This window comes from Nocardia sp. NPDC055053 (genome assembly GCF_053608285.1).
This window is the reverse complement of record NZ_JBSGVD010000009.1, coordinates 88,148-112,690: the sequence shown is the minus strand read 5'-3', so window position 1 is coordinate 112,690 and position 24,543 is coordinate 88,148. Positions and strand designations below refer to the sequence as shown.

The window sequence follows — 24,543 nt, the reverse complement described above, 5'->3', positions numbered from 1 at the left end:
TCAGTATTCACCGGCGGCGGTTGGCAATTCGACGGTGATACCGAGTTCGCGGGCCAGGGTGGCGGCCAGTGATTCCAGGTCACCGCCCTGGATGGTGGCGCCACGCAGGGCGGTCAGGCCGTAGACGCCGGTGAGGTCGCAGTCCTCGAAACGCAGGTTCTGCTGGGGCCGGGAATCCGAGAACCTGGCACCGGTGAGATTGCACCGCTCGAAGCGGACATTGCGGAACTCGGTGCGCTGGAAATCGGCCTGGCGCAGGTCGCAATCCCGGAAAACGACCGTGCGCAACCGGGACTCGGCGAACGAGGCCATATCCGCGCGTGTCGAATCGATCAGCACATCGCGCAAAACGCCTGCGGTCCAGGACAATCCGGTGAGCCTGCCATGCGCGATCGCCGTCTCGAACATCGAGGAGTCGTCGGCCTGCACATTGGCGAGATCGCAGACACGCAGCGCGGATTCGGTGATCGTGGCCTGACGCAACGTGCTCGGAAACCGCACACTGTCGAACAGACAGCCCTCGGCACTCAGCCCGTACACATGGACCTCGGCGAAATCGGCCCCGCGATATTCGACGCCGGTCACGCTGAGATCGTCGGCCGGATCGTCCCCCGCCACCGCGGCCCGCAACCCACCGAGCGCCGCCACCGCGGGCTCGAACCGCACCTCACGCTTGCGCGCCGCCATGTCCCACCACTCCCGTCCGCCGATGTCCGCACCAACATACGGGCACCCACCGACGACAAAACCGTCACTCGCCCAGTCGAGTGACGGTTCCGTCAGCGGGGTTGCCGGTCAGACGCCGATGCGACCGCTGTTCTTCTTCCACACGACCGCGACCGCGGGGCGGGGCTGGGCGGTGCCGCCGTCGGGCCAGTGGGATTGCGGGTTGTCGGGGGTGGCGTCGTCGGACTCGCCCGGGTGCTGGACCGAGACGATGACGCGCTGTTCGGTGACGATCGGGCCGCAGGTCTCCGCGCCGCGGGGGACGGTGAGGAACTGCTTGGTCTCACCGCGGTTGGGGCCGTCGAGGATGACCGAGAACAGGCCGTCGTTGGTCTTGAGGGCGTTGCCGTCGGTGGAGATCCACAGGTTGCCGTACGGGTCGAAGGCCAGGTTGTCGGGGCAGGAGATCGGGCTGACCTTGGTCTTGTCGAAGCCGGCGAAGTAGGTGTCGGCGGCGGCGGGGTCACCGCAGACCAGCAGCAGCGACCAGGTGAAGTCGGTGCCGGTGTGGTTGTCGGTGAGCTCGAGGACCTGGCCGTTCTTGTTCAGCTTGCGCGGGTTGGCCTCGTCGACGCCCGGCTTGTCGTCCTTGGCGCGGTTGTCGTTGTTGGTCAGCGCGACGTAGACCTTGCCGGTGAACGGGTTCGCCTCGAAGTCCTCGGGGCGGTCCATCTTGGTGGCGCCGACCTTGTCGGCGGCCAGGCGGGTGAACACCGCGACCTCGGCGGCCGACATGCCGTCGACCAGGGACTTGCCCTTGCCGTCGGCGCCGGTCTCGAGCAGCGGGATCCACTGGCCCTTGCCGGTGAATCCGCCGGTGGGCACCTTGCCGGAGCCGTCGATCTCGGCGGCGTGGTCGCCGGTGAGCTTGGCGACGTAGAGGGTGCCCGCGTCGAGGATGGTCAGGTTGTGCCGCATCGCCGCGGCCCCGGTGCCCGACTGGATCTTGCGCGAGGACACGAACTTGTACATGTAGTCGAACTTCTCGTCGTCACCGGTGTAGGAGACGACGTCACCGGAGTCGGTGACGTAGATCGACGCGCCCTCGTGCTTGAGCCGCCCCATCGCCGAGTGCTTGATCGGCGTGGACGAGGCGTCCCACGGGTTCACCTCGACGACATAGCCGAAACGGTTGGCCTCGTTGGGTTCCGAACTCAGATCGAAGCGCTTGTCGGTGCGCTCCCACTGGTTCGGGGTGCCGCCCTTGGGGAAGCCGTAGCGCTTGACCCGGCCCTGCGGGTCGGAGGCCTTGTCGCCGTTGGCGAAGTAGCCGTTGAAGTTCTCCTCACCGGAAAGCACTGTGCCCCACGGGGTAACGCCGCCGGCGCAGTTGGCGAAGGTGCCGAGCACCTTGGTGCCGGACGGGTCGGCACCGGTGACGGTGAACGCGCTGCCCGCGGCGGGACCGGTGAGGGTGAACTCGGTGTCGGCGGTGATGCGGCGGTTGTACTTGCCGAAGACCGGGGTCAGCTTGCCGCTGCCCGCCTCGCCCTTCACCTCGACAACGGCCATGCCGTGCGCGGCCTTGGTGATCGCGATCTGCTCGTCGGTGGGGTTGGCTTTGTCGTAGCCGCGGAACATCATCGGGCCGGTGGTGTACTCGTGATTGACCACGAGCAGGAAGCTGTTGGCCTGGCCCTCGATGGGCAGCAGGGCCGCGAAGTCATTGTTGTAGCCGAACTGCTCGAGCTGCGCCGCCGCGGTCTGCTTGTCGAAGTCGAACGCGGGCGCGTCGGCGAAGAGCGGGTCACCCCAGCGGAGCACGACCTGCTGCTCGTAGCCGTCCGGGATCACCAGCGCGTCTTCCTTGTTCGGCGCGACGGCGGTAAAAGCCGTTCCGGTGCCCGGGGTTCCGGCCGGGGTGGGGGCGGGCGTCGTGCTCGCCGCCGAGCTGTCGTCACCACAGGCCGCCAGCGCGCTCGCCGCGCCGACCGCGAGAACCGCGGCGGCGCCGCCCTTGATCAGGCCGCGGCGGTTGAGGCCGCTGACGATGTCACCGAAGTAGGCGCCCTCGGACGTGTTCGGCGGCTCGTGGAAGCAGGCGTTGCCGCACTTGTATTCACAGGTCAGGGCGGCGCGTGCCGACTGACCGTCGTGCTTGACGAACAGGGCGAGCGGTTTCGGACTCACGGTGACTCCTGAGTAGATCGGACTCCGGGCACGGTAAGCAGCTCAGGCGAGCCGCTGGAAACGCGAAGATGAACACCCGACCAAAACTGAGCGAGTGCTGCGACCGATCCGAAGGGATCAGGCGCAGCGCTCGCGATGTCGATGTGGAGTTGTCATCAGGCGTTGACCGGGAGCGCGATCACCACCTCCTGCTCGTTGCCGGGCAGGTAGTGCACCTGCACGATCCGGCCGACCTGCACCAGCCCGATCGCCGACGGCGGCAGGTACTTCTCGGCGCTGGTCGCGAAGGTGCTGCCGTCCGGGCGGGTCACCACCAGGCCGAGCACGATCTCGGTGTACCCGCCGCGGATCCGGCCGGGGACGTCGAGGCTGCGGACGACCGCCTGGGCGGCCACGCCGCGCTCGGCGATGTCGAGCTTGCCACGGGTGGTGATGCCCTTGCGGATGAGCGACTCGTTCATCGCCCGCTGCGCGGCGCCGGAGTCACCGGAGCGGTCGACCTCGACCTTGTCGGTGCGGCCAGGCAGATACCGGACCGGCAGCACGACACCGGGCTGCAACAACGCCAGCTCGGTGAGCGGCACGATCATCTTGGCGTGCGAGTCGAACGTCTTCCCGTCCGCGCCTTCGACCCGGAATTCGATCCTGACCTGCGGCTGGTCGTTGACCGATACCCCGGTCTGGCGGAACGAGGTGATGGTGCCGATGCCCACCTCGGCATCGCGGAACTCCGAGCTGTTGCGGCCGGTGAAGGCCTCGAGGATGCCGTCGCCGGTGAAGGCGAAGACCATCGGCACGATGGTCAGGGCGATGATCGGCAGCGCCATCTGCGGACCGACCCAGCCGAGCATGCCGCCGGTGAACTCGTCGGGGGTGTAGGTGAGGCCGTAGTAGAGGTAGTAGCCGACGGACAGGATTCCGAACGCGACCGCGGCCGCACGGAGCTTGGATTTCATGATTCCTCCTCGTGAAGTGGTGCGACCGGGTCGCGACAGGGTCAGGCGATCGTGGTGCAGGCGAAGGTGATGTCGAACTTGGCGGTGGCCGGGCCCGCCAGCGGGTTGGTCATGTCCGGAGCGCTGACGCCCTCGCCGGTGATGCGGAAGGTGTTGCCGTCCTTGGCGAGCGTGGCCGAGCCGCCGGGCTGGCCGTTGCCGTAGCCGACGGCGTAGGGCAGGCCGTTCGAGCCGCCCTGGGTGCCCGCGATGGCGACCGCCTGCACGGTGTCGCCCTCGACCGAGGCGCTGACCGAGAGGTTGCCGTAGGTGGCGTTGGCCAGGTCGGTCAGCGCCAGCGCGAGGGTGCCGCCCTGCTTGGCGCAGGTGGTGTCGAACTTGGCGGTGAAAGCCTTGCCGTCGACGCTCGCGGTGGACTTGCCCGCGGCCGGAGCGGGCGCGGCCGAGCCGGTGCTGCTCGGGGTCGAGCTGCTACCGGAGTCGCCGCAGCCGGTGACGAACAGCGCGGTGGCGGCGGCGGAAGCGGCGAGGCCTGCGATCAGCTTGATGTTCATGGTGTTTTCCGTTCTCTCGGTGTGAGCGGGTCGGTGACCCGTTGAGAGAAAGGTAGAAATCCACCGGCGCCCTACCGATCCCAACTTTTCGCCGGGTCACCCACCGGAAATGCCGTTAACCTGGTCGAATGCGAAGACCCCGCGCCATGGTGCTCGACGAGGTGTGGCGCGGTCTCGACGGTGTCGAGGCGTTGAGCGGCCCTCAGGGCGGCCCGTTGCGGCGCACCGTGAAGCTGATCCTCGATCCGCTGGTCATCCGGCCGGTGCAGCATCCGCTGTGCGCCGGCACCGTGCTCTCCGCCGACGGCGTCGCCCTGCTGACCTCGCTGGTCCTCGCCCACTCCGACGCCCTGCGCGCCTGCGCGGACTGGTTCACGGTGCTCAAACAGGTACGGCGGGCACTGCGCATCACCGAGGGCAATGCCCAGGACCTGTACTTCCAGCGCTGCTTCGAACTGGCCACCGTGCACGGAGCGCCCGGCCTCGACGCGCGGTCGCGAGCCGAGGCGGCGCTGCGCGAGATCCACGACAGCACCGGCGGGCGCACCACCACAGCCTTGAAAGCCCATGTGACCGAGCCGAATCGGCTGGTCGAGCTCACCGCGCTGCTCGACATCGCCTGGCGCAGAAGGCCGCTGTCCGATTACGGAGCCCGCGATCTGTCGTCCGTGCTGACCGAACTGCTCGAGGCGAGCACACTGGCCCGCGACGGCGACCCGGCCGACGCGGGCCCCCTGCTCGACGAGCTGATCGAAGACCGAGCAGGCACCCACCGTGGCATCGCCCTGTGGCGAACACACCCGGCCCACGGCGCAGACGACCTCGGCCTGACTGTCCACACCTGTCCCCAGCGCCCCGACCTGGGCTCTTCCGCATCGACCGCCAACCTCGGCCTGCCGTTCGACCGGACCGTCTACGAGCGGGTCTTCACCGTGCTCCAGGGCAGTATCGACCGCACCGACCTGCCCGGCATCCCGGAAATGGTGACCACCGAGATCTCCCGCAGCTGCTCGCCATGGGGGCTGCTGGACGAGTCGCTGCGAGTAACAGCGGCAGCGGGCTGCGAACTGGCACTGTGCCTCTCACCGATCGGCGCGGCCGGTCCGCGGGGCAACCTCGAGCTCGGGACAACCTGTGACGGAGCGCGGCCGTCGCGTGCGCACGAGGTGGTGAACAGTCGCTGGCGGCGGGAAGCGTATGTGCTGCAGGCGCGGCGGTACGCGGTGCATGTGGTCGACGGTGCGACGGGTCCGCTGGCCGCCGTCGCCACCGAGCTGCACACCCCGTGGCGGCCCTATCTGCGCAGGTTGTGGGTTCGATTGCATGGGCGGGACGTGCGGGAGATGCCGGTGGTCGATCCGGGTGAGCTGTGGGATCTGCTCGACGGGGTCGCTCGGTCGGTGATCCTGGACCATCGGGCGAGGGTGAAGCAGGCGCTCACCACCATGGGCGAGCACGCGGCGGCGGAAGCGAGGGCGAGCTGATGACGACGATCCGCATCCAGTGGGCCGCGGGCCTCATGACGCTGGTCCCGCAGGACACCACCGGCGGGCAACTCTCCGCGCCGACGGAGCCGACGGTGCTCGACGATGCGCCAGGCCTCGACGTTCTCGTGCTGGAAGTGACCGGCGGCCATCTCTCGTGGAGTCTGCTTGCCGCACAATCTCTTCCGGCTGCCGTACTGGATGACCCAGAATCCGCGCAGGACTGGCTGTGGGCGGTCTATGGCGAAGACGCCGCGCTCGCCGTCGCCGACGTCACCGCGCTCGCCGATGCCGACGACGCGGATGCCGATGCCGATCTCGATGTCGCGAAGCAGCACACACTCGCCGCCATGCCTGCGCGACCGGAGTTGGTGATCGCCCTGCGCCGACTCGCCTACGCGCACTGGGCAGCTCGGTGGTGGCCGGCGTCGACCGTCGACGGGATTCCCGCGCTCGATCCCGATCTACTGGCCACCGAGATCTCCGAGCTGACCGACACGTGCGACACCGCACTCGACGGTGCCGACGCCGAACCGTTCACCCGACCCGATTCCCCGAATCAGGGGACGGCCCGAGATCGCGACCACCGATCGAGTGAATCACCTAACCGCACAACCAGCCGGGGGACGGCCCGCGATGACATCCGAGAGCTGAGCGAAACCTCGGGCCGCGTGGACGATTACGCGCTGGCCGCAGGTGGATCGACAATGGGCGGCGATGGGTTGATCATCGCGCGCGGCAGTGGCGAGTGGGATTGGCGGCGTTGCCCGCCTGGGATTCTCGACGCGGGCGAGAATGCGATGTCCTGGCAGGTGGCGCGGGCTGCCGAGACATCGGCAGTGCAGGTGAGCGTGGTTGCCGCCCCGGACTGCCGACGTATGATCCCCGAACACCTTCGGCCACACGCGCGGGTGCGGTCGGCTCAGCCCGCCCCCATGGACCGAGCGGGGATATCACCGTTGGACGACGTGGAGTTCACGACACCGCTGCACCTGCTCGGCGACGCCTGGACGGGATCCGTCCAGATTCCTGGAGCACCTGAAACATCGCCCGAGATAACCATTTTCGTGCCAGGTGTCGGTCCTGCCGATCCTCCGCGAGACGAGTCGGAGGTTCGTGCTCAGATCCGTCGGTTCGCCCGGCTACGCCTCACCGAGCACACCGGCGACTCGCTCCTGACCGCCGAGACAGCGGCTGCCGCGACGGACGAGGACTTCTGATGGCAGCGACCGGTAGGCCCTCCGACCAGGACGACGCGCAGCTCGCCGCGGGTTACGCGGCATACCAGCGTGGTGACGTGGTCGAGGCGATGGCGATCTTCGAGCAGGCCGCCGATGGCGCTGCGCCGCGGTTGCGGAGTGCGGCGCTGATCAATGCGGCGAGTATGGCCGACGAGCTCGGTGATCATCGGCGGTCGGTGACGTTGTTCCGGACCGCGCTGACCGTCATGCCCGATGACGCGGCGCACCAGCGCCCTGCCGCGCTGGTCAATCTGTCGCAGGCACTGCAACACCTCGGTGATTTCGATGCCGCGCAGGAGATGCTCGAGGAAGCGCGGGCGCTACTGGCCGACGGAACCGATCAGGGTCTGCTGCGGGTGGCGTGTCTGCTCTCGCTGACCGCGGTCGCGCTGCATCGGCAGCAGTGGGCACGCGCCGGTGAGCTGGCAACCGAATCCCTGGCGGTGACAGAGCGTTTCGCGCCGGAACTGGCCGGACACCCGTTGATGAACCTGGCGGCGAGCTCGTTCGAGACCGGCCGGTGGGAACTGGCCATCGACTTCGCCCGGCAGGGTGTGGCCGCTTTCGTCTCGACAGGCGATGCCGCCTCCGTCGCCGAGTCGCGGCAGAACCTGGCCACCATGCTGGTGCGGGCGGGTCGACTCGACGAAGCAGAGGAGCCGCTGCGCGCCAGCCAGCGGTTCTTCGAGGCCGCCGAGCTGGGACATCGGTCCGGGATCGGCGCCAAGACGACGGCCTTCCTCGCCGAGAACAGAGGTGACCTGGTCACGGCGCGAACATATTACGAGCAGGCGCTGACGCGATTCGATGCGACCGGCGCGGTGGTGGATGCGGCGGATGTCCGGCTGCGCCTTGCCACGGTCGCCTGGGCCGAAGGTGATCTCGTACAGGCCGATGAGCTGCTCGCGGCATCGTTCGCGGTCTACTCCGCACACGGGCTCGGCATGCACTGCGCCCAGCTCGACTACTGGCACGCCGAACTCCTGTACACCACCATCGAACAGGCCTCGCAGCCAGATCCGGCGGTGCTCTCCCGCGCTGTCACCCTGGCGGTTTCGTCGGCACTGGCCATCGACGCGGTGCGCCACACGCTCCCCAACGGTAACCAGCGCGAGCACTGGCACCGCGCCGTAGCCGAACCCGCCATGCGCCTGGCCTTCCGCTGCGCCGCCCGCTCCGGCAACGGCCAATTGGTGTGCGACCTGATCGACAGTCTGTGCGCGGGAGCAACTCTCGACCACTCCGCGTTCGCCGAGACCACGGCGCCGACCCTCGGGTTCCAGCTGTTCGACCCCACACCCACCGAACCGATCACCACACCCGCGCTACAGCTGGGCGCGGCACTCGCGGATGTCGCCGCCGCGGCCGGAATCCCCGTCGCACCCCCGCCCAGACTGACCGACAGCGGACGAATAGTGCTGGCCGACTTCATCTTCTACGCCGAGCAGCGTTATGGTCGCGCCGTCCGCGACGAGCGGGTGATCGCGTTATGAAGCCTCCCCGGGACGAGGCTGCGCCATCGGCGGGCGAGACACCCACCGCATTCATTCGAATGGCCGACGCGGGCGATGTCTATGTGTCCTGGCGTTGGGCCGATGAAGCCCTGGCGCGCGGCGTGGGCATGATCCCCCAGGACGACGTCCGGGCGACGCTGCGACTGCTGGCCGATGCGGTGCCGGATCCGTCGCGGCCCGATGACCTGCGGCGGGTGCTGACCACGGGCGCGCTCGCCGAACCCGATGCGGAAAACCGACTGGCGCAGGCTCTGTCACGGACCCTGCTGCCGTACGGATTGGCTGTGCAGCTCTACGAGCTGTCGCAGCGCGGAGTTCGGCCACACCTGCGGATTCAGCCGTCCCCGCGGTTGGCGCAGGTGCCGTGGGAGATCATCGCGCCCGATCCACAGATCCGGCTGCTCGATATCGCCGATGTCAGCCTGCTCGCCCCGGTGTCGGTAGTGCACTCGCCGGAGCGAATCGTGCACCGCTGGAGTGCTACTCGCGAGCTACCGGTCGTCGCGATACTCGATCCCCGTGTTCCCGGGTTCAGAGCCGACTCGGAGCTCGGTTCCGTCCTTGGCAGGCCGAGCCCAGAAACCGTAGTGGCCCAGCACTTCCGGCGTTACGCCGACCGGATAGTGCCCAGGGTCACCGACCCGGTCGACCTGTTCCGCCGGACCGACACCGATCGCATTTGGCTATCCGAGGTCCTCAGGGCGGGCGCGAGCAGACTCGTCTACGTCGGCCACGTCACTTCCCCCGCACCGGAATCCGGCGAGAGCGAACACGCGGAGCTGCACCTGAGCTGCGCCGCCGACACCCGTGGCTTCGCGGCACCGAATCGCACGCACCGCCCGCTCTCGGCAAAAGACCTCCTGCTGGGCACCTACACCATCGACCCGTCGCCGGTGCCGGGCCGGACACTGTGGCCGATGCCGAGCCGCGTCGCGCTCATCGCCTGCGAAAGCGGCGGCGACCTGCGTTTCACCGAAGCGCTCGGCCTCACCACCGCCGCGTTGTCCGCCGGCGCCGAACTGGTGACGGCGACCCGCTGGCCACTGCCGACCGACCACGCCTTCCACACCCTCACCGACACCACGACCTACCCGCTGCAAGCCGCCATCTGCGCCGTGGACACCGCCCACGATTCACCCACACCCATCCCCACCCTGCTGACCTGGCAACGAGCGCGATTGGCCGCATGGCGCGGCGACCCAGCCCCGGAGAACTCCCCGCTGCTCTGGTCCGCGTTCGCCACCGTGTCGGACTGACCTATTCGGGCAGTCCGAGCCCCGCGGCGAGGACCGGCCAGGACCGGTAGAAGGCGTCGCGCCAGTATCCCCAGGAGTGGGTGCCGGTGGCTTGACGGTCGAAGGTCGCCGGGATCTGCAGCTCGCTCAGCTTGGCCTCGAGATTGCTCGTGCACCAGTTGACCGCTGCCTCGATGATGCCGCCGACGACGAGCTGATTCGCCAGGCCGAACGGCGTCGGGTTCATCATGTACGGGTCGTCGATGCGGTCGTGCGCGCCCGGCAGACCCGAGGAATCGGAGACGAACAGCCTTGTGCCACGCAGTTTCTCGGCGTGCACGACCGGGTCGTTGGCCGCCCAGGCCGGATCGTCGTCGGCGCCGTACATATTGCGGACGTCGCCGCCGCCGTAGGTTTCCACCACCAGTTTGGTGAACTGCTTGCCGATCGGGTCGGCGATCTGCGCGCAGCCGCTGTACCCGGCGACGGACTGATAGAAGCCCGGCCTGGCCTCCGCCAGCTGCAAGACGGCCGTCGCGGTCATCGAGTTCGCGGCGATGGCGTTGACGCCGTTGGTGCCCAAGGCCTGATCGACCAGCGGCGGCAACTCGTCGAGCAGGAAGGTGCGCCATTTGTTGCGGCCGAGCGCCGGGTCGTCGCGCTGCCAGTCGGTGTAGTACGCCCAGGCGCCGCCGATCGGCATCACCACATTGACGTCCTTGGTAGCGAGGAAGTCGCCGACATCGGTGTTCTGCCACCAGGTCGCCCTGTCCTCACCGCCACCCGCGCCGTTGAGGAGGTACAGCACCGGACGCGGTTCGGACGCGTCCCTGGGACGCTGCACCCGCACCGTGATGCCCTTGTTCATCGCGGCGGAGAAGACGAACATGGTCAGATTACGATCATCGACCCGGCTGGAGATGATGTGCGATCCGTCGGCCGTGGTCGGCGAGGCGAGCAGCTTCTTCGACTCGATGATCGGATCACGGCCCTCCGCCAGGCCGTTGCCCGCGCCGAAGGTGGCGACGCAGGCCGCCAGCACGCTGCCCGCGAGACCGAAAGCCATGGCGCGCCTGATTGATCTACCCATCTGCCGAATTTCTCCACTTCGTGAATCGGCAGACACACCACTGGCCGCCAGAACACTCCAGAGAGTATCCGGGGGGACGATCGATCGTCGAGCCAGAAGTATCGCGGGGACGCGAATTCCACCCGGACGCGCGCTCCGGGTGGAATCAGCTGGTCAGTGTTCGTCGAAGTGACCGTCGTGCGCCGCGTGGCGGTGGCCGTCGTGGATGTAGTCGACGTGGTCGCCGTGTGGAACCGCGACATGGCCACAGCCGGGGCCGTGGACGTGGTCGTGGGCGGTGCACTCGACGTGTGCCGAGACCTCACACTCGTCGAAGTGGCCCGCGTGTTCGCGGTGCAGGTGGCCGTCGTGGACGTAGTCGACGTGGTCGCCGTGCGGGACGGCGACATGTCCGCAGGTCGGGCCGTGGACGTGGGTGTGTTCGGGGTGCTCTACGTGTGCCGTTGTCATGCGGATCTCCCTGTACTCGTACCGGTCGATTGCAGCTGGAACACGTCCGACATTAACAGTTGCGCATGCGTTGCTGCGACCCCGCCGACCGGTCGGAAGACCTGGTCAGAGGACCTGATCGAGGAAGCGGCGCAGACGCGGCGTCTTGGCGTCGTCGAACAGCTCGTCGGGGGTGCCGGTCTCCACGACGACGCCCTGATCCATGAACACGACGCTGTCGGAGACGCTGCGGGCGAAGCCCATCTCGTGGGTCACCACGATCATCGACATGCCGCCGGACGCGAGATCGGCCATCAGCGCGAGCACGCCCTTGACCAGTTCCGGGTCGAGCGCCGAGGTGGCCTCGTCGAAGAACATCAGTTCCGGTTTCATGGCGAGCGCGCGGGCGATGGCGACGCGCTGCTGCTGGCCGCCCGACAGCGCGGCGGGCCTGGCATCGGCCTTGTCGGCCAGGCCGACGATCTCGAGCTGTTCCAGCGCCAGCGCCCGCGCCTGCTCGGCGGACAGGCCGCGCAGCTTGCGCGGGCCGAGCGCGATGTTGTCGGCGACGGTCTTGTGCGGGAACAGGTTGAAGTGCTGGAACACCATGCCGATGCGCTGACGCAGCTTGTCTGGGTCCTCGCGCAGCACCGACTTGCCGTCGAGCAGCACGTCACCGGAGTCTGGTTCGTGCAGGCGGTTGAGTACCCGCAGCAGCGTCGACTTGCCCGAGCCGGACGGGCCGATGACGGTCGTCGCGTGCCCGGCTTCGACGTGGATGTCGACGCCGCGCAGGATGTGGTTGTTGCCCAGGGTCAGGTTCAGACCGGTGCCGGTCAGCGATGCACTCACGCGCCGCGTCCTTCCGTGATGACGGCCTGCTCGATCGGGTCGGCGGGTGTCGGTTTTCCGGTGCGCATCCGGCCGTCGATGTAGTTCACCAAGTGGGTGAGCGGGATGGTCAGCACCAGGTACATCAGGCCCGCCGCGACCAGCGGGGACAGGTTGCCGGTCTGGGCGTTGAGGTCGCGGCCGACGGCGAACAGTTCGCGCTGGGAGGCGAGCAGGCCGAGGAAGTAGATCAGCGACGAGTCCTTGATCAGCGCGATGAACTGGTTCATCAGCGCGGGCAGCACCCGGCGCACACCCTGCGGGATCACCACCAGCGTCATCGCCTGGCGGTAGCCGAAACCGATGGCGCGCGCGGCCTCGAGCTGGCCCGGTTCGACCGATTGGATGCCGGAGCGGAAGATCTCGCCGATATAGGCGGCCGCGAGCAGCGCCAGCGCGACCGCGCCGAGCCAGTACGGATTGCCGCCGGTGAGGTCGCGGACCACCGGGCCGATACCGAGGCCGATCAGCAGGATGATCACGACGGCGGGCAGGCCGCGGAAGATGTCGGTGTAGACGCGGGCGGGCCAGCGCAGCCAGCGCGTGCGGGAAATGCCCATCACCGCGAGGAGCATGCCGAGCACGGTGCCGAGCACGCCCGAAACCACCGCGAGGATCAACGTATTCGGCAGGCCGGTCTTGATCAGATCGGGAAAGGCCTTGCTGTACAGCGACCAGTCGAAGAACGTGTCTTTGAGCTGCTGCAAGGTCGACTTCTGCGCCACCTGCTCGGTCGTATCCGGCTGCTTCTCGGCCGCGATCGCGGCGAAGTCCGGAAGTTGCGGCGCTGGCGCGGCTTTGGAGCCGGGCTTCCAGCCGGGCGGCAGTTCGCGCGGCACCCAGTCGGCATACAGACTGGCGTAGGTGCCGTCGGCGATCACCGCGTCCAGACCGGAGTTCAGCGCGTCGATGAGCGGCTGATTGTTCTTGGCGACGGCGTAGCCGACGAAGTTGTCCAGGCTGAAGGTGTTCTCCGACAACACGATTCCGTCACCGGGTTTGATGGCGCCCTCGGCCTGCGCCGACGGCGCGACCCAGGCGTCGACCTGACCGGACTTCAGATTCGCGTAGGCGGTGTTGTAGTCGGGGAACTTCACCGGATCCAGCCGCAGCTGGTTCACCACGAATTCGTCCTGCACCGTGCCCTGCACGACCGCGATGCGGGTGCCGGAGTTCAGGTCACCGAAGCCCTTGATGGCGCTGCCCTGTGGCACGACCAGCGAGAAGTAGCCGAAGTCGTAGCCGTTGGTGAAGCCCACCAGCTCGCGGCGGGCATCGGTGGTCGTGATGTTGGACGACCCGACGTCGAACCGCTTGCCCGACACCTGGGCGAGCAGACCGGCGAACTCGGTGCCGGAGAACTCGACCCGCAGACCGAGTTTCGCCGCGATCGCCTTCAGCAGTTCGTTGTCGAAGCCGGTGAACGTGCCCTGCCCGTTCACGCAGATGCTCGGTGGCGCGTCCGACAACGTGCCGACGCTCAGCGTGCCCGGGTTGAGCAGGCCGAGCTTGCTCGTGTCGATCGACTCGACCGGCGCGGTGGTCTGCGTGGTGTACCGGTCGGTGCCCGCGGTCGCAGAGGAGGCGAGATTGTTCGGCGCTGCCGAGGCGGCGCTCTGGCCCGGTGGGGAACACAGATCGCGCGTCGCCGTTTCGCTGTCCCCGCCACCACACCCGGTCGCGGCCACGCCGACAAGCAGCAACAACGCGGCGATCCGCGCCCGGGTTCGCACAGCACGCACACCAGCCATGGCGATAGACCCTAGTCGCAACCTCGCACAGTGATGGTTACGCGCCTGTCCGCGACGGGGATCACCTGGTCAGGCGAGTCCTTCGAGCGACTCGGGGTTCACGTCGTCGCGCCACTCGATCGCCTGCTTCACTGTGGTCAGGTCGTAGTCGGGACCGGAAACGCCAACGGTGAACAGGGTGACGCCTGCCGCGCGCAACGCGTCAGCTTTCGCCCGGCCGGGCCACGGAACCGACCTTTCGATTCGCGTCGCGTCCGCGCCGACGGCAGCCGCGTGCTCGGCGAGGAGCTTGTTCTTGTGCGTCAGCGCATCGAGGTCGGCGAAGGAATGCCAGATGTCGGCGTACTCGGCGACCAGCCGCAGCGTCTTGCGCTCGCCACCACCGCCGATGAGGATCGGGATCTCCCTGACCGGAGCCGGATTCAGCTTCGCGAGCCTGGCTTTGATCCGGGGCAGGTTGTCCTTCAGCAGACTCAGCCGGGTGCCTGGCGTACCGAACTCGTAGCCGTACTCGTCGTAGTCATGCTGGAACCAGCCCGCGCCGATGCTGAGGATGAGCCTGCCGTCGCTGATGTGGTCGACCGTGCGGGCCATGTCGGCGAGCAGATCGGGATTGCGGTAACCGCCGCCGGTGACCAGCGCGCCGATTTCCACCCGCTCGGTCTGCTCGGCCCACGCGCCGAGCATCGTCCAGCATTCGAAATGCGCGCCGACGGGGTCGCCGGTGAGTGGGTAGAAATGGTCCCAATTAAAAATGATGTCGACGCCGGTGTCCTCGGCGCGCAGCACCGCGTCGCGGATGAGCGCGTACTCGGGCGCGTGCTGTGGCTGAAGCTGGACTCCGATACGAACTGGACGACTCATACCGTGCTCCTCCGCACTCGGTGGGCTCCGCGACCGAGGCTACCCGGAATCCGGCGCTGCCTCTCGGCGGCCGCTACGATCCGTGCGACCCTGTACTCGGATCGTCCGGCACGTTCCTGCCGGGATGGGATGTTGATCTACGCATGGCTACCGTGACCTTCGACCGCGCCACCAGGCTGTACGCCGGTGCGACAACACCGGCCGTCGACGCACTCGATCTGGAGATCGCCGACGGCGAATTCCTGGTCCTCGTCGGCCCCTCCGGCTGCGGCAAGTCCACCTCGCTGCGGATGCTGGCCGGCCTCGAAGAGGTCAACGGCGGACGCATTCTGATCGGTGACAACGACGTCACCCATGCCGAGCCCAAGGATCGCGATATCGCGATGGTGTTCCAGAACTACGCGCTCTACCCGCACATGTCGGTCGCGGAGAACATGGGCTTCGCGCTGAAGCTGGCCAAGGTGTCCAAGACCGAACGCGACGAGCGGGTGCTGGCCGCGGCCAAGCTGCTCGACCTCGAGCAGTACCTGGACCGCAAGCCCAAGGCGCTCTCCGGCGGTCAGCGCCAGCGCGTGGCGATGGGCCGCGCGATCGTGCGTCAGCCGCAGGTGTTCCTGATGGACGAGCCGCTGTCGAACCTCGACGCCAAGCTGCGCGTGCAGACCCGCACCCAGATCGCCCAGCTGCAGCGCCGGCTCGGCACCACCACCGTCTACGTCACCCACGACCAGGTCGAGGCGATGACGATGGGTGACCGCGTCGCCGTGCTCAAGGACGGGCTGCTGCAGCAGTGCGCGTCCCCGCGTGACCTCTACCGGGATCCGGCGAACATGTTCGTCGCCGGGTTCATGGGCTCGCCCGCGATGAACCTGTTCACGCTGCCCGTCGACGACGGCGCCGTCACCATCGGTGGCTACCCCGTGCCGGTGCCGCGCGCGGTGGCCGACGCGGGCGAGGGAACGGTCGTCCTCGGTATCCGTCCCGAGCATCTCGAGGTGGGCGACGGCGGTCTCCGGATGGAGGTCGACGTGGTCGAGGAGCTCGGCTCCGACGCCTACGTCTACGGTCGCGCGGTTTCCGACGGCGGGCAGACCGGGGAAACGATTGTGACGCGGGTGGATTGGCGTAATCCACCGGCCAAGGGTGAGCTGCTGCAGCTGACCGTCGATCCCGAGCACGTGTACTTCTTCGGTGCGCAGGACGGCCGTCGGTTGCGCTGACCGGCGCGGACCGGCGACCGATGTCGCCGGTCCGATTCACCGGGCACCAAGGACGCCGACGTCAGCGTCCGAGCGTCACTTCTCGCGCGCTGCTTCCTTGCGGGCGCGCAGATAGTCCTGGTTGACCCGGACCCCGAGCCGCTCGAGTTCGACCTCGGTCCCGTCGGCGCTGCGCAACTCGACCCGGACCGGTTCGCCGGTCTCGGCGTCGACGCGTAGCAACGGCGGTGGGCCGGGTTGCAGATAGGTGTCGCCCCACTGCCACAGGGCGACGACCGCGGGGAGTAGGTCGCGGCCCATCTGGGTGAGGACGTATTCGTTGCGGGTGCGCTTGCCTTCTTCCTGGTAGGGGCGCTTTTCCAGGAGGCCCGCCGCGGTGAGCTTGCGGAGCTGGCCCGCGGCCGCGGCGTCGGTGATGCCGACGCGGCGGGCGAAGCCGTCGAAGCGGGTGGTGCCGTAGTAGGCCTCGCGCAGGATGAGCATCGCCGAGCGGGTGCCGATCAGGTCCATGGCTCTGGCAATGGAACAGCCCGCGGTATCCCACCTGCTCAGATCGGCCAGGGGTCCTTCCATCACGGCTGCCATGACCGACATCATACCCACATCTGACTTGAGTAGATGATAGTTAGCGCCTAAGCTGACTATTGCTGGATAGAGCCAGAGTCGGCTCACCGTCGAAAGAGGACTCCCATGCGAGACGCGGTCATCGTCGAAGCGGTACGCACCCCCATCGGCCGGGGTAAGCCGAACGGCGCACTCCACGACGTCCACCCGGTCGACCTGCTCGCGCACAGCCTGCGCGCGGTGATCGAGCGCAGCGGTATCGACCCGGCCCTGGTCGACGACGTGATCGGCGGCATCGTCACCCAGGTCGGCGAGCAGGGTGCGAACATGACCCGGCGGGCCGCGCTGGCGGCCGGGTATCCCGAATCGGTGCCGGCCACCACTGTCGACCGGCAGTGCGGAAGCAGTCAGCAGGCCATTCACTTCGCCGCGCAGGGCGTGATCGCGGGTGCGTACGACATCGTCGTGGCGGCAGGCGTCGAGTCGATGGGCCGGGTTCCCATGGGCGCCAACCTGATCGGTGCCACCGACCTGTCCGGCGTCGCGTTCGCCGAGCGGTACCCGGATGAGCTTGTGCCCCAGGGCATCAGCGCCGAACTCATCGCCGCCAAGTGGGGACTGACCCGCACGCAGCTCGACGAGTTCGCGCTCGGCAGTCACGAAAAGGCCGCCCGCGCAACCAAAGACGGGCTCTTCGCGGCCGAGCTCGCGCCACTGAACGGCCTTGCCGCCGACGAGGGCATCCGGGTCGGCTCCACCCTGGAGACGCTCGGCAAGCTGAAGCCCGCCTACTACGACCCCGCCATGGCGGCCCGCTTCCCGCAGATCGGCTGGGAGATCACGGCGGCCTCGGCCAGCCAGGTCAGCGACGGTAGCGCCGCGGTGCTCATCATGTCCGGCGAACGCGCCGCCGAGCTCGGCCTGCGCCCGCTGGCCCGGCTGCACAGCTTCGCCGTGGCGGGCGACGACCCGCTGCTCATGCTCACCGCGGTCATCCCCGCCACCGAGAAGGTCCTGCGCCGGGCAGGCCTGCGACTCGACGACATCGACCTGATCGAGATCAACGAGGCCTTCTCCCCCGTCGTCCTGGCTTGGGCCCAGGAAACCGGCGCCGACCTGAGCAAGGTCAACGTCAACGGCGGCGCCATCGCCCTCGGCCACCCCCTCGGCGCCTCCGGCGCACGCCTCACCACGACCCTCGTCCACGCCCTCCACCAGCGCGGCGCCCGCTACGGCCTGCAAACCATGTGCGAAGCGGGCGGCCTCGCCAACGCCACCATCATCGAACGCCTCTGACCCTGTCGGCGGCGCTCCCTCGCGAGCGCCGCCGAGCGATCATGCCCAGGTGGCGATCTCACCGCCGAGCAGGAAAGTGGCGATGATCAGCAGCGCGCCGAGCACCGGCACGTAGCCGACGACTCGTCCTTTCGACGCGCCGATCGATACCCACAGCAGCGAGCCGAGTATCGCGAGCGCAGAGCCACCGGCAGCCACCTGGAATCCCCAGGTGACATAGGGGGTGTAGCAACCGCCGTAGCTGGCACCGCAGGTGTGGTTGGACAGTTCGAAATAGGCCGCCATGGTGATCGCCAGGCTGGCGAGCGGAAGCAGCAGGACGGTCATCACGAGACCGACCGCCAGGTCTACGAAGGAGCCGTACGGACGGCGGGTGGGCGCGGTCATGGCCTCAGCATGACCGGCAGCAGCACCCGGACGACACCGTGGAACTACTCATGCCACGGTGCGGAACTACCGGGCTCTACGATCGCGAGGTGGGCGCCGATACGTTCGTTTATGCGATTCCGCTGCGTACGCGGTTTCGGGGGATCACTGTGCGTGAGGGGATGTTGATTCGGGGACCGTTGGGGTGGGGGGAGTTCTGCGCGTTTCCCGAGTACGACGATCGGGAGGCGGTGGGGTGGTTGGCTACGGCGGTGGAGCAGGCGACGGTGGGGTGGCCTGCGCCGGTGCGGGATCGGGTGCCGGTGAATTGCACGGTGCCCGCTGTCGATGCCGAGCGGGCTGGGCGGATTGTGCGTGAGTCGGGTTGTGCGACAGCGAAAGTGAAGGTGGCTGATCATCCCGGGTCGTTGAGTGAGGATCTGGCTCGGGTGGCGGCGGTGCGGGAGGCTATCGGGGTCGGCGGGGCGGTTCGGGTTGACGCCAACGCGGTGTGGGATGTGGCGACCGCGGTTCGGTATATCGGCGAGATCGACCGGGCTGCCGGCGGATTGGAGTATGTCGAGCAGCCGTGCCGGACGGTCGAGGAATTGGCTGAGGTGCGGCGGCGGGTTTCGGTGCCCATCGCGGCGGACGAGTCGATTCGGCGGGCGGAGGATCCGTTGCGGGTCGCGGTGGCGGGGGCCGCCGATGTGGCGGTGCTGAAGTGCACTCCGCTGGGTGGGGTTCGGCGGGCGTTGGCCGTCGCCGAGGCCGCCGGGCTGCCGGCTGTGGTGTCGTCGGCATTGGAGACGAGTGTCGGGCTGGCCGCCCAGATCGCGTTGGCAGGGGCCTTGCCGCAGCTCGAGTTCGCCTGTGGGTTAGGGACTCTCGCGCTGTTCGAAGGCGATCTCGTCGCCGAATCGCTGCTGCCGGTGAACGGGTGGCTCACGGTTCCGACAGCCGCGCCGGAACCCGACCCCGGGTTGCTCGACAAGTACCGGCATCCCGATCCGGAGCGGACCGAGTGGTGGTTGCGGCGGTACGAGCGGGTCAGCGCACTGCTCGACGCCGACTGATCCTGCGGCGGTACGAGCTGGTCGGAGCGCTGCTCGGCGCCCGCGAAGACGAGTAGTGGACTACCCGCGAAATCCGCGTGCGGAGGCGAAAGGCTCGGATGGTCAGGTCCATGCGTCTCGACCGGGAGATGAGTCATGTACGTGCAGGCCGATGCGGCTCCAGGGTGGCAGGCTCGCGGGCAGGGGGGAGTGTTCGAATACGACGCCTTCATCTCGTATACGCACCACGATCGGCCGGTCGCGGCCGGGATCCAGTCCGGCCTGCATCGCATCGGCCGACATGTGGGCCGGCTGCGGGCGCTGCGGGTGTTTCGTGACGCCACCGACCTGACCGCCAGCCCCGACCTGTGGGGCAAGGTCAGCGAGGCGATGGATCGCGCCCGGTATCTGATCGTGGTTCTGTCCCCGCAGGCCGTCGCCTCCGGCTGGGTCGACAAGGAGGTCACCCAGTGGCTGCGGCGCCGGGGACCGGACCAGCTGCTGTTCGTCGTGGTCGGCGGGCGCGTGACCTGGGACGAGGCCACCCAGCGGTTCGATCCGAGCCGATCCGATGTCGCCCTGCCGGTGCTCACCCAGCCGGGGGTGCTGCCCACCGAGCCGTTCTACGTGGACGTCAGCGCGGACGCGCCGTGGGATCCACGCGCACCGATGTTCCGGGAGAAGGTCACCGATCTGGCCGCCCCGATCCACGGCAAACCCAAAGACGAACTGGCAGGCGAGGATCTGCGTGAGCAACGCCGCTTCCGGCGGTTGCGGCGGGCCGCTGTCATCGGCCTGGTCGTGCTGACCGTTCTCGCGGTCGTCGCGGCCACGATCGCGGTCGTCATGCAACGCAAGGCGGTGCACCAGCGCAACGAGGCGGTCGCGATGGCTCTGGCTGCCGCGTCGCGCGATGCCGCGGCGGGCAATGCCGCGCTCGCGCTCGCGCTGGCCGCGGAGAGCAGCCGAGCGACACCGGCACCGCTGTGGCAGGCCACCAGTGCCCTGGTGAACGCCCGTATCGCCTTCGACCGGAGCCCGGGACAACAGGCCCTTCCGCCGATGACCGGCCACGTCAACTGGGTGAACGACGTGGTGTTCAACCAGGACGGCAGCCGGATGGCCACCGCGAGTAGTGACTCGTCGGTGCGGTTGTGGGATCCGGCGACCGGCAGGCAGGTCGGCGATCCGATCGTCGCCGCCGAGGGCGGGGTGGCCTCGGTAGCGTTCAGTCCCGACGGCACCCGGCTGGCCACCGGCGGTGCCGATCAGGCCGTGCGGCTGTGGGACGTGGCGACCCGGCAGCAGATCGGCGAACCGCTCGCCGGTCATACCGGCATGGTGCGATCGGTGACGTTCAGCCCGGACGGCACCCGGCTGGCCACCGCCGGATGGGACGGTACTACCCGGCTGTGGGATCCACGCACAGGTAGGCCGATCGGCGAACCGATCACCGCCGACCCCGTCGCGGTATACGACGTGGCGTTCAGTCCGGACGGCACCCGGCTGGCCACCGCCAACTCCGACAAGACCGTGCGGTTGTGGGATCCGGCGACCGGTACCCAGGTCGGTCCTGAATTGGCAGGCCACACCGATTGGGTGGCCAACGTGGACTTCAGCCCAGACGGCACCCGGCTGGCGTCCACCAGCGCGGATAACACCGTGCGACTGTGGGATCCCACTATCGGTCGGCCCGTCGGCAATCCGCTCACCGGCCACACCGGCGAAGTGCTGTCGGCGGCCTTCAGGCCGGACGGCACCCGGCTCGCCACCGCGAGCAACGACAACACTGTGCGGTTGTGGGATCCAGCTACCGGAGGACAGGTCGGCGAACCATTGACCGGGCACACCGGTGGGGTGAAGGCGCTGGCATTCAGCCCGGACGGCACCCGGCTGGCGACCACCAGCGACGACGAAACCGTGCGGCTGTGGAGCATCACCACCGAGACGTCGGTCGGCATACCGCTCACCGGCCACACCGACGGGGTGACCGACGTAGCGTTCAGCCCGGACGGCAGCCTGTTGGCCTCCAGTGGCAAGGACGGCACCGTGCGACTGTGGGATCCCCGCACCGGCCGACCGGTCGGCGATCCGATCACCGCGCACACCGGCTCGGCGACTGCGGTGGAATTCAGCCCGGACAGCACCTGGCTGGCCACCGTGGGCAGGGATCACACCGTGCGACTGTGGAATCCCACGACCGGGCATTCAGCTGGTCCCCCGTTCGTCGGTCACACCCACGCGGTGTTCGACGTGGCGTTCAGCCCGGACGGCACGCAGCTGGCCACCGCGAGCGAGGACAAGACGGTGCGCCGGTGGAACCTCGCCACCGGACAGCAGATAGGCAAACCACTCGCAGGCCATACCGGGACGGTGTACTCGGTGGCATTCAGCCCGGACGGCACCCGGCTGGCCTCCGCGGGCGGCCTGAACCAGCCCGCGAAGTTGTGGGATCTCACCGCCGATCGGCCGATCAGCGAACCGTTCACCGGTCGCACGGATCAGTTATGGGCGGTCGCCTTCAACCGGGACGGTACTCGGCTGGCGACCGCGGACAACAATCGCACGGCGCGGCTGTGGGATCCCGGTACCAGGCAACTCGCAGCCCCTCCACTCATCGGCCACACCGCAGAAGTGAACACGGTGGCGTTCAGCCCGGATGGGACTCTGCTGGCCTCCGCTGGTGGGGATAAGACGGTGCGGCTGTGGAACCCGACTACCGGCCAACCGATCGGCGCTCCGCTCACCGGCCACACCGACCCCATCATCGCGGTGGCGTTCAGCCCGGACGGTGCCCGAATGGCCACCGCGGGTGCCGACCGGACCGTGCGGCTATGGGACCGGCTCTGGGACGTGGACAGGGCATGTGAACTCGCCACACCCTACGTGACCCGAGCCCAGGTGCAGTCCCATCTGCCTACCGGTTGGGATATGGCATGCCGATATGCGGCGTAGCTCCAAACCCCTTGCGAACCATGCACGTTGGCGCCGACGCGGATGTTCATCACCGCACGGCCGATAAGGACGGCCCCCGGCGCCCGATACCTCCGGAGGTGCGCGGTGCTCTATGACGATCAACGCGGGATCAGTGGCAGGCTCTGGAACGACCTGCCGGAACCCCAGGGAAAGGAAGGCCGCGCCTACGACGACATGGTGCTCGAGCAGTACCGCCTCTACGTCGAGATGACCGACCGCGTGAGCGCCCGGCGCGGGCTGGCGAATTCCTTCTTCCTTTCCCTCAACACCGGCATCTTCACCCTCGTCACCCTCTTCGGAAAGTCACCGCCGCCCGATACAGCGGAATGGCTGGTGATTCCGCTGATCGCTGTGCTCGGCCAGTGCTTCGCCTGGTTCTATCTGGTCCGCAGCTACCGGCTGCTGAACGGCGCCAAGTTCCAGGTGATCGGGGCGCTCGAGGAGCGGCTGCCCGCCTCGCCCTTCTGGAAGGCGGAATGGTGGGCCCTCGGTGAGGGCCGGGATCGGGCGCGGTATTGGCCGCTGTCCCATATCGAGCAGTGGGTGCCGGTGCTCTTCGCGGTCGCCTACGTCTCGGGGTTCCTCGCCATCGTGTTCCATTGATTGGTTGTGCACAACTTAATTGTGGGCTACATTGTTCTCATGACCGACGGACTCACCCTCGACGAACAGCTGTGCTTTCCGCTGTACGCGGCTTCGCGGGCGATGACGGCGGTCTATCGCCCGAAGCTGGAACAGCTCGGGCTCACGTATCCGCAGTATCTGGTGATGCTCGCGTTGTGGGAACACGACGGACGCAGTGTCGGCGAGCTCGGCAAAGCGCTCGACCTCGACTCGGGAACGCTGTCTCCGCTGCTCAAGCGGCTGGAGGCGACCGGGTTCGTCGAGCGCCGGCGGGCGGCCGAGGACGAACGCCGGGTCGACATCGTGCTCACCGGGCACGGGCGGTCGCTGCGCGCCGAGGCGTGCCGGATTCCGGCCGAGATGGCCGAGATCGCGGGACTGTCCGTCGACGAGATCACCGCACTGCGCGGACTACTGCGCAAACTCACCGATTCCCTCACAGAGAAATGAGAGCTCCTATGCAGGTCCTCTACACCGCCGAAGCCCTGGCCAGCGGCGAAGGCCGCACCGGCACCGCGCGCACCACCGACGGCAAGCTCGACGTGGTGCTCGCCCCGCCGAAGGAGCTGGGCGGCGACGGCGCCGGCACCAACCCCGAGCAGCTGTTCGCGGCCGGTTACGCCGCCTGCTTCCACTCGGCGCTGCGCCTGGTCGGCAAGCAGGCCGGCGCGAATATCGCGGATTCCGCTGTCGGCGCGCAGGTTTCGATCGGCCCGAACGGCAACGGCGGATTCGAACTGGCCGTGGCCCTCGAGGTCACGCTGCCGCACCTGTCGCGCGAGGACGCGCAGGCGCTGGCCGAGCAGGCCCACCAGGTGTGCCCGTACTCCAACGCGACCCGCGGCAACATCGCGGTCGACGTGCAGGTCGCCGAGGACTGATCGGCGCACGAGTCCGGCCTATTCGTGCAATTCGCTCGGCTTCAGTCGAAATACTGACTGCGTCGCGCCGAATCGCACGAATAGGCCGGGCCTTACCAGTCAATTGCAGCGAACACCGCACCCGGCGAACGTCGCCCGGATCAGCAGGGCCGCTTCGGGGCCGATCACGCCGTCGACCAATTCGACATAGCGGGTACAGAATTCGGGGCCGTGCGGTGCCTCGTCGGCGGGTGCGAGGTGGTGCGCGAGTTCGTGCAACACCACCAGCTCGCGCAACGCCCAGGCGGTCGCCCCGGTGTGCAGCGGGACGGCCAGTACCGCGTCGGCAGGTTCGTAGTGCGCGGCCGAAGCCCCGGCTCGCGCGCGTACCCGGACCGGCGATCCGGCCCTCTCCCACTGCGCGCGTACCCAATTCAGCGCCAGGACCTTGTCCACGTAGGACTGCACCGACTCGACGGAGGCGAAGCGGCGCTCGACGGGCAGCGTGAGCTGCGAACCGTAGACCTCGACGATCCGGTGCCCGAATTCCTGCGCCCGGTCGAAGACGCCGCGGACCAATTGCTCGGCGTCATAGACCCTGGCCCGCTGGGAATCTCGGCGGCGGTGCGGATCACCCGGCGCCACAGCACGCTCCGGTCGCCGTCCTCGGCCCACATAGACTCGCCTTGGTCCGGTACTCGGCGGCACGCACCGGAC

General features: G+C 68.3%; 23 protein-coding genes. 11 read left to right on the top strand and 12 right to left on the bottom strand.

The genetic code is table 11. The features are described from left to right. The 4 genes from ACWF82_RS12165 to ACWF82_RS12150 form a co-directional block, all read right to left on the bottom strand. Window positions 1-687 carry a pentapeptide repeat-containing protein gene (locus ACWF82_RS12165; protein ID WP_452500544.1) on the bottom strand — a complete coding sequence of 229 codons (687 nt, stop codon included), beginning with the start codon at window positions 685-687 and terminating at the stop codon, window positions 1-3. Between the two features lie 108 nt (window positions 688-795). Beyond that, window positions 796-2,856, bottom strand: coding sequence for a PhoX family protein (locus ACWF82_RS12160; RefSeq protein ID WP_452500542.1), 2,061 nt, complete (start codon window positions 2,854-2,856; stop codon window positions 796-798). Between the two features lie 155 nt (window positions 2,857-3,011). Next, on the bottom strand, window positions 3,012-3,812 hold the full coding sequence (locus ACWF82_RS12155; RefSeq protein ID WP_452500541.1) for a hypothetical protein: 801 nt from the start codon (window positions 3,810-3,812) through the stop codon (window positions 3,012-3,014). A gap of 41 nt (window positions 3,813-3,853) precedes the next feature. Continuing rightward, a complete protein-coding gene (locus ACWF82_RS12150; RefSeq protein WP_452500539.1) occupies window positions 3,854-4,366 on the bottom strand; it encodes a lipoprotein LpqH in 513 nt (170 codons plus the stop codon). A 146-nt stretch (window positions 4,367-4,512) separates the two neighbouring features. Between ACWF82_RS12150 and ACWF82_RS12145 the strand changes: the two genes are divergently transcribed. The 4 genes from ACWF82_RS12145 to ACWF82_RS12130 are packed head-to-tail and all read left to right on the top strand — an operon-like array spanning window position 4,513 to window position 9,861. Beyond that, window positions 4,513-5,850: a hypothetical protein gene (locus tag ACWF82_RS12145; protein WP_452500748.1), complete on the top strand. Its 1,338-nt coding sequence runs from the start codon at window positions 4,513-4,515 to the stop codon at window positions 5,848-5,850. Next, window positions 5,850-7,070: a hypothetical protein gene (locus ACWF82_RS12140; protein ID WP_452500537.1), complete on the top strand. Its 1,221-nt coding sequence runs from the start codon at window positions 5,850-5,852 to the stop codon at window positions 7,068-7,070. The genes ACWF82_RS12145 and ACWF82_RS12140 overlap by 1 nt, the downstream gene beginning before the upstream one ends. After that, the gene (locus ACWF82_RS12135) at window positions 7,070-8,584 is read left to right on the top strand and encodes a tetratricopeptide repeat protein (RefSeq protein WP_452500535.1); all 1,515 of its coding nucleotides are present in this window, start codon (window positions 7,070-7,072) and stop codon (window positions 8,582-8,584) included. The genes ACWF82_RS12140 and ACWF82_RS12135 overlap by 1 nt, the downstream gene beginning before the upstream one ends. After that, window positions 8,581-9,861, top strand: a complete 1,281-nt coding sequence (locus tag ACWF82_RS12130; protein ID WP_452500533.1) for a CHAT domain-containing protein — start codon at window positions 8,581-8,583, stop codon at window positions 9,859-9,861. The genes ACWF82_RS12135 and ACWF82_RS12130 overlap by 4 nt, the downstream gene beginning before the upstream one ends. Window position 9,862: 1 nt before the next feature. Here ACWF82_RS12130 and ACWF82_RS12125 read toward each other — a convergent pair whose 3' ends face one another. From ACWF82_RS12125 to ACWF82_RS12105, 5 genes are all read right to left on the bottom strand, one after another. Beyond that, window positions 9,863-10,930: an alpha/beta hydrolase gene (locus tag ACWF82_RS12125; protein WP_452500531.1), complete on the bottom strand. Its 1,068-nt coding sequence runs from the start codon at window positions 10,928-10,930 to the stop codon at window positions 9,863-9,865. Between the two features lie 153 nt (window positions 10,931-11,083). Continuing rightward, entirely contained in the window at window positions 11,084-11,380 is a 297-nt protein-coding gene (locus ACWF82_RS12120) for a hypothetical protein (RefSeq protein WP_379305679.1), read from the bottom strand. Between the two features lie 105 nt (window positions 11,381-11,485). Then, on the bottom strand, window positions 11,486-12,211 hold the full coding sequence (locus ACWF82_RS12115; RefSeq protein ID WP_452500529.1) for an amino acid ABC transporter ATP-binding protein: 726 nt from the start codon (window positions 12,209-12,211) through the stop codon (window positions 11,486-11,488). Then, complete coding sequence (locus ACWF82_RS12110) at window positions 12,208-14,001, bottom strand: ABC transporter substrate-binding protein/permease (RefSeq protein ID WP_452500527.1); 1,794 nt, start codon at window positions 13,999-14,001, stop codon at window positions 12,208-12,210. The genes ACWF82_RS12115 and ACWF82_RS12110 overlap by 4 nt, the downstream gene beginning before the upstream one ends. A 69-nt stretch (window positions 14,002-14,070) precedes the next feature. Then, window positions 14,071-14,865 carry an LLM class F420-dependent oxidoreductase gene (locus ACWF82_RS12105; RefSeq protein ID WP_452500526.1) on the bottom strand — a complete coding sequence of 265 codons (795 nt, stop codon included), beginning with the start codon at window positions 14,863-14,865 and terminating at the stop codon, window positions 14,071-14,073. Window positions 14,866-15,008: 143 nt separating this feature from the next. Between ACWF82_RS12105 and ACWF82_RS12100 the strand changes: the two genes are divergently transcribed. Beyond that, entirely contained in the window at window positions 15,009-16,085 is a 1,077-nt protein-coding gene (locus ACWF82_RS12100) for an ABC transporter ATP-binding protein (RefSeq protein ID WP_452500524.1), read from the top strand. Window positions 16,086-16,160: 75 nt separating this feature from the next. Here ACWF82_RS12100 and ACWF82_RS12095 read toward each other — a convergent pair whose 3' ends face one another. Then, on the bottom strand, window positions 16,161-16,682 hold the full coding sequence (locus tag ACWF82_RS12095; protein WP_452500746.1) for a winged helix-turn-helix transcriptional regulator: 522 nt from the start codon (window positions 16,680-16,682) through the stop codon (window positions 16,161-16,163). Window positions 16,683-16,775: 93 nt separating this feature from the next. Here ACWF82_RS12095 and ACWF82_RS12090 point away from each other — a divergent pair, with 93 nt between their 5' ends. Continuing rightward, a complete protein-coding gene (locus tag ACWF82_RS12090; protein WP_452500522.1) occupies window positions 16,776-17,945 on the top strand; it encodes a thiolase family protein in 1,170 nt (389 codons plus the stop codon). A 39-nt stretch (window positions 17,946-17,984) separates the two neighbouring features. On the opposite strand, the gene ACWF82_RS12085 is transcribed toward ACWF82_RS12090, so the two are convergent. Further along, window positions 17,985-18,332 (bottom strand): hypothetical protein, encoded by a 348-nt coding sequence (locus tag ACWF82_RS12085; RefSeq protein WP_452500520.1) that lies wholly within the window; start codon window positions 18,330-18,332, stop codon window positions 17,985-17,987. Between the two features lie 50 nt (window positions 18,333-18,382). Here ACWF82_RS12085 and ACWF82_RS12080 point away from each other — a divergent pair, with 50 nt between their 5' ends. From ACWF82_RS12080 to ACWF82_RS12060, 5 genes are all read left to right on the top strand, one after another. Beyond that, window positions 18,383-19,387 carry an o-succinylbenzoate synthase gene (locus ACWF82_RS12080; protein WP_452500518.1) on the top strand — a complete coding sequence of 335 codons (1,005 nt, stop codon included), beginning with the start codon at window positions 18,383-18,385 and terminating at the stop codon, window positions 19,385-19,387. Window positions 19,388-19,522: 135 nt separating this feature from the next. Further along, window positions 19,523-22,321, top strand: coding sequence for a TIR domain-containing protein (locus ACWF82_RS12075; protein ID WP_452500516.1), 2,799 nt, complete (start codon window positions 19,523-19,525; stop codon window positions 22,319-22,321). A 105-nt stretch (window positions 22,322-22,426) separates the two neighbouring features. Continuing rightward, window positions 22,427-22,945, top strand: coding sequence for a RipA family octameric membrane protein (locus ACWF82_RS12070; protein ID WP_452500514.1), 519 nt, complete (start codon window positions 22,427-22,429; stop codon window positions 22,943-22,945). A 39-nt stretch (window positions 22,946-22,984) separates the two neighbouring features. Next, on the top strand, window positions 22,985-23,416 hold the full coding sequence (locus ACWF82_RS12065; RefSeq protein ID WP_379305701.1) for a MarR family winged helix-turn-helix transcriptional regulator: 432 nt from the start codon (window positions 22,985-22,987) through the stop codon (window positions 23,414-23,416). Between the two features lie 8 nt (window positions 23,417-23,424). Continuing rightward, on the top strand, window positions 23,425-23,847 hold the full coding sequence (locus ACWF82_RS12060) for an organic hydroperoxide resistance protein (protein ID WP_452500512.1): 423 nt from the start codon (window positions 23,425-23,427) through the stop codon (window positions 23,845-23,847). Window positions 23,848-23,946: 99 nt separating this feature from the next. On the opposite strand, the gene ACWF82_RS12055 is transcribed toward ACWF82_RS12060, so the two are convergent. Continuing rightward, window positions 23,947-24,471, bottom strand: coding sequence for a TIGR04338 family metallohydrolase (locus ACWF82_RS12055; protein WP_452500510.1), 525 nt, complete (start codon window positions 24,469-24,471; stop codon window positions 23,947-23,949). Window positions 24,472-24,543: the final 72 nt, after the last annotated feature.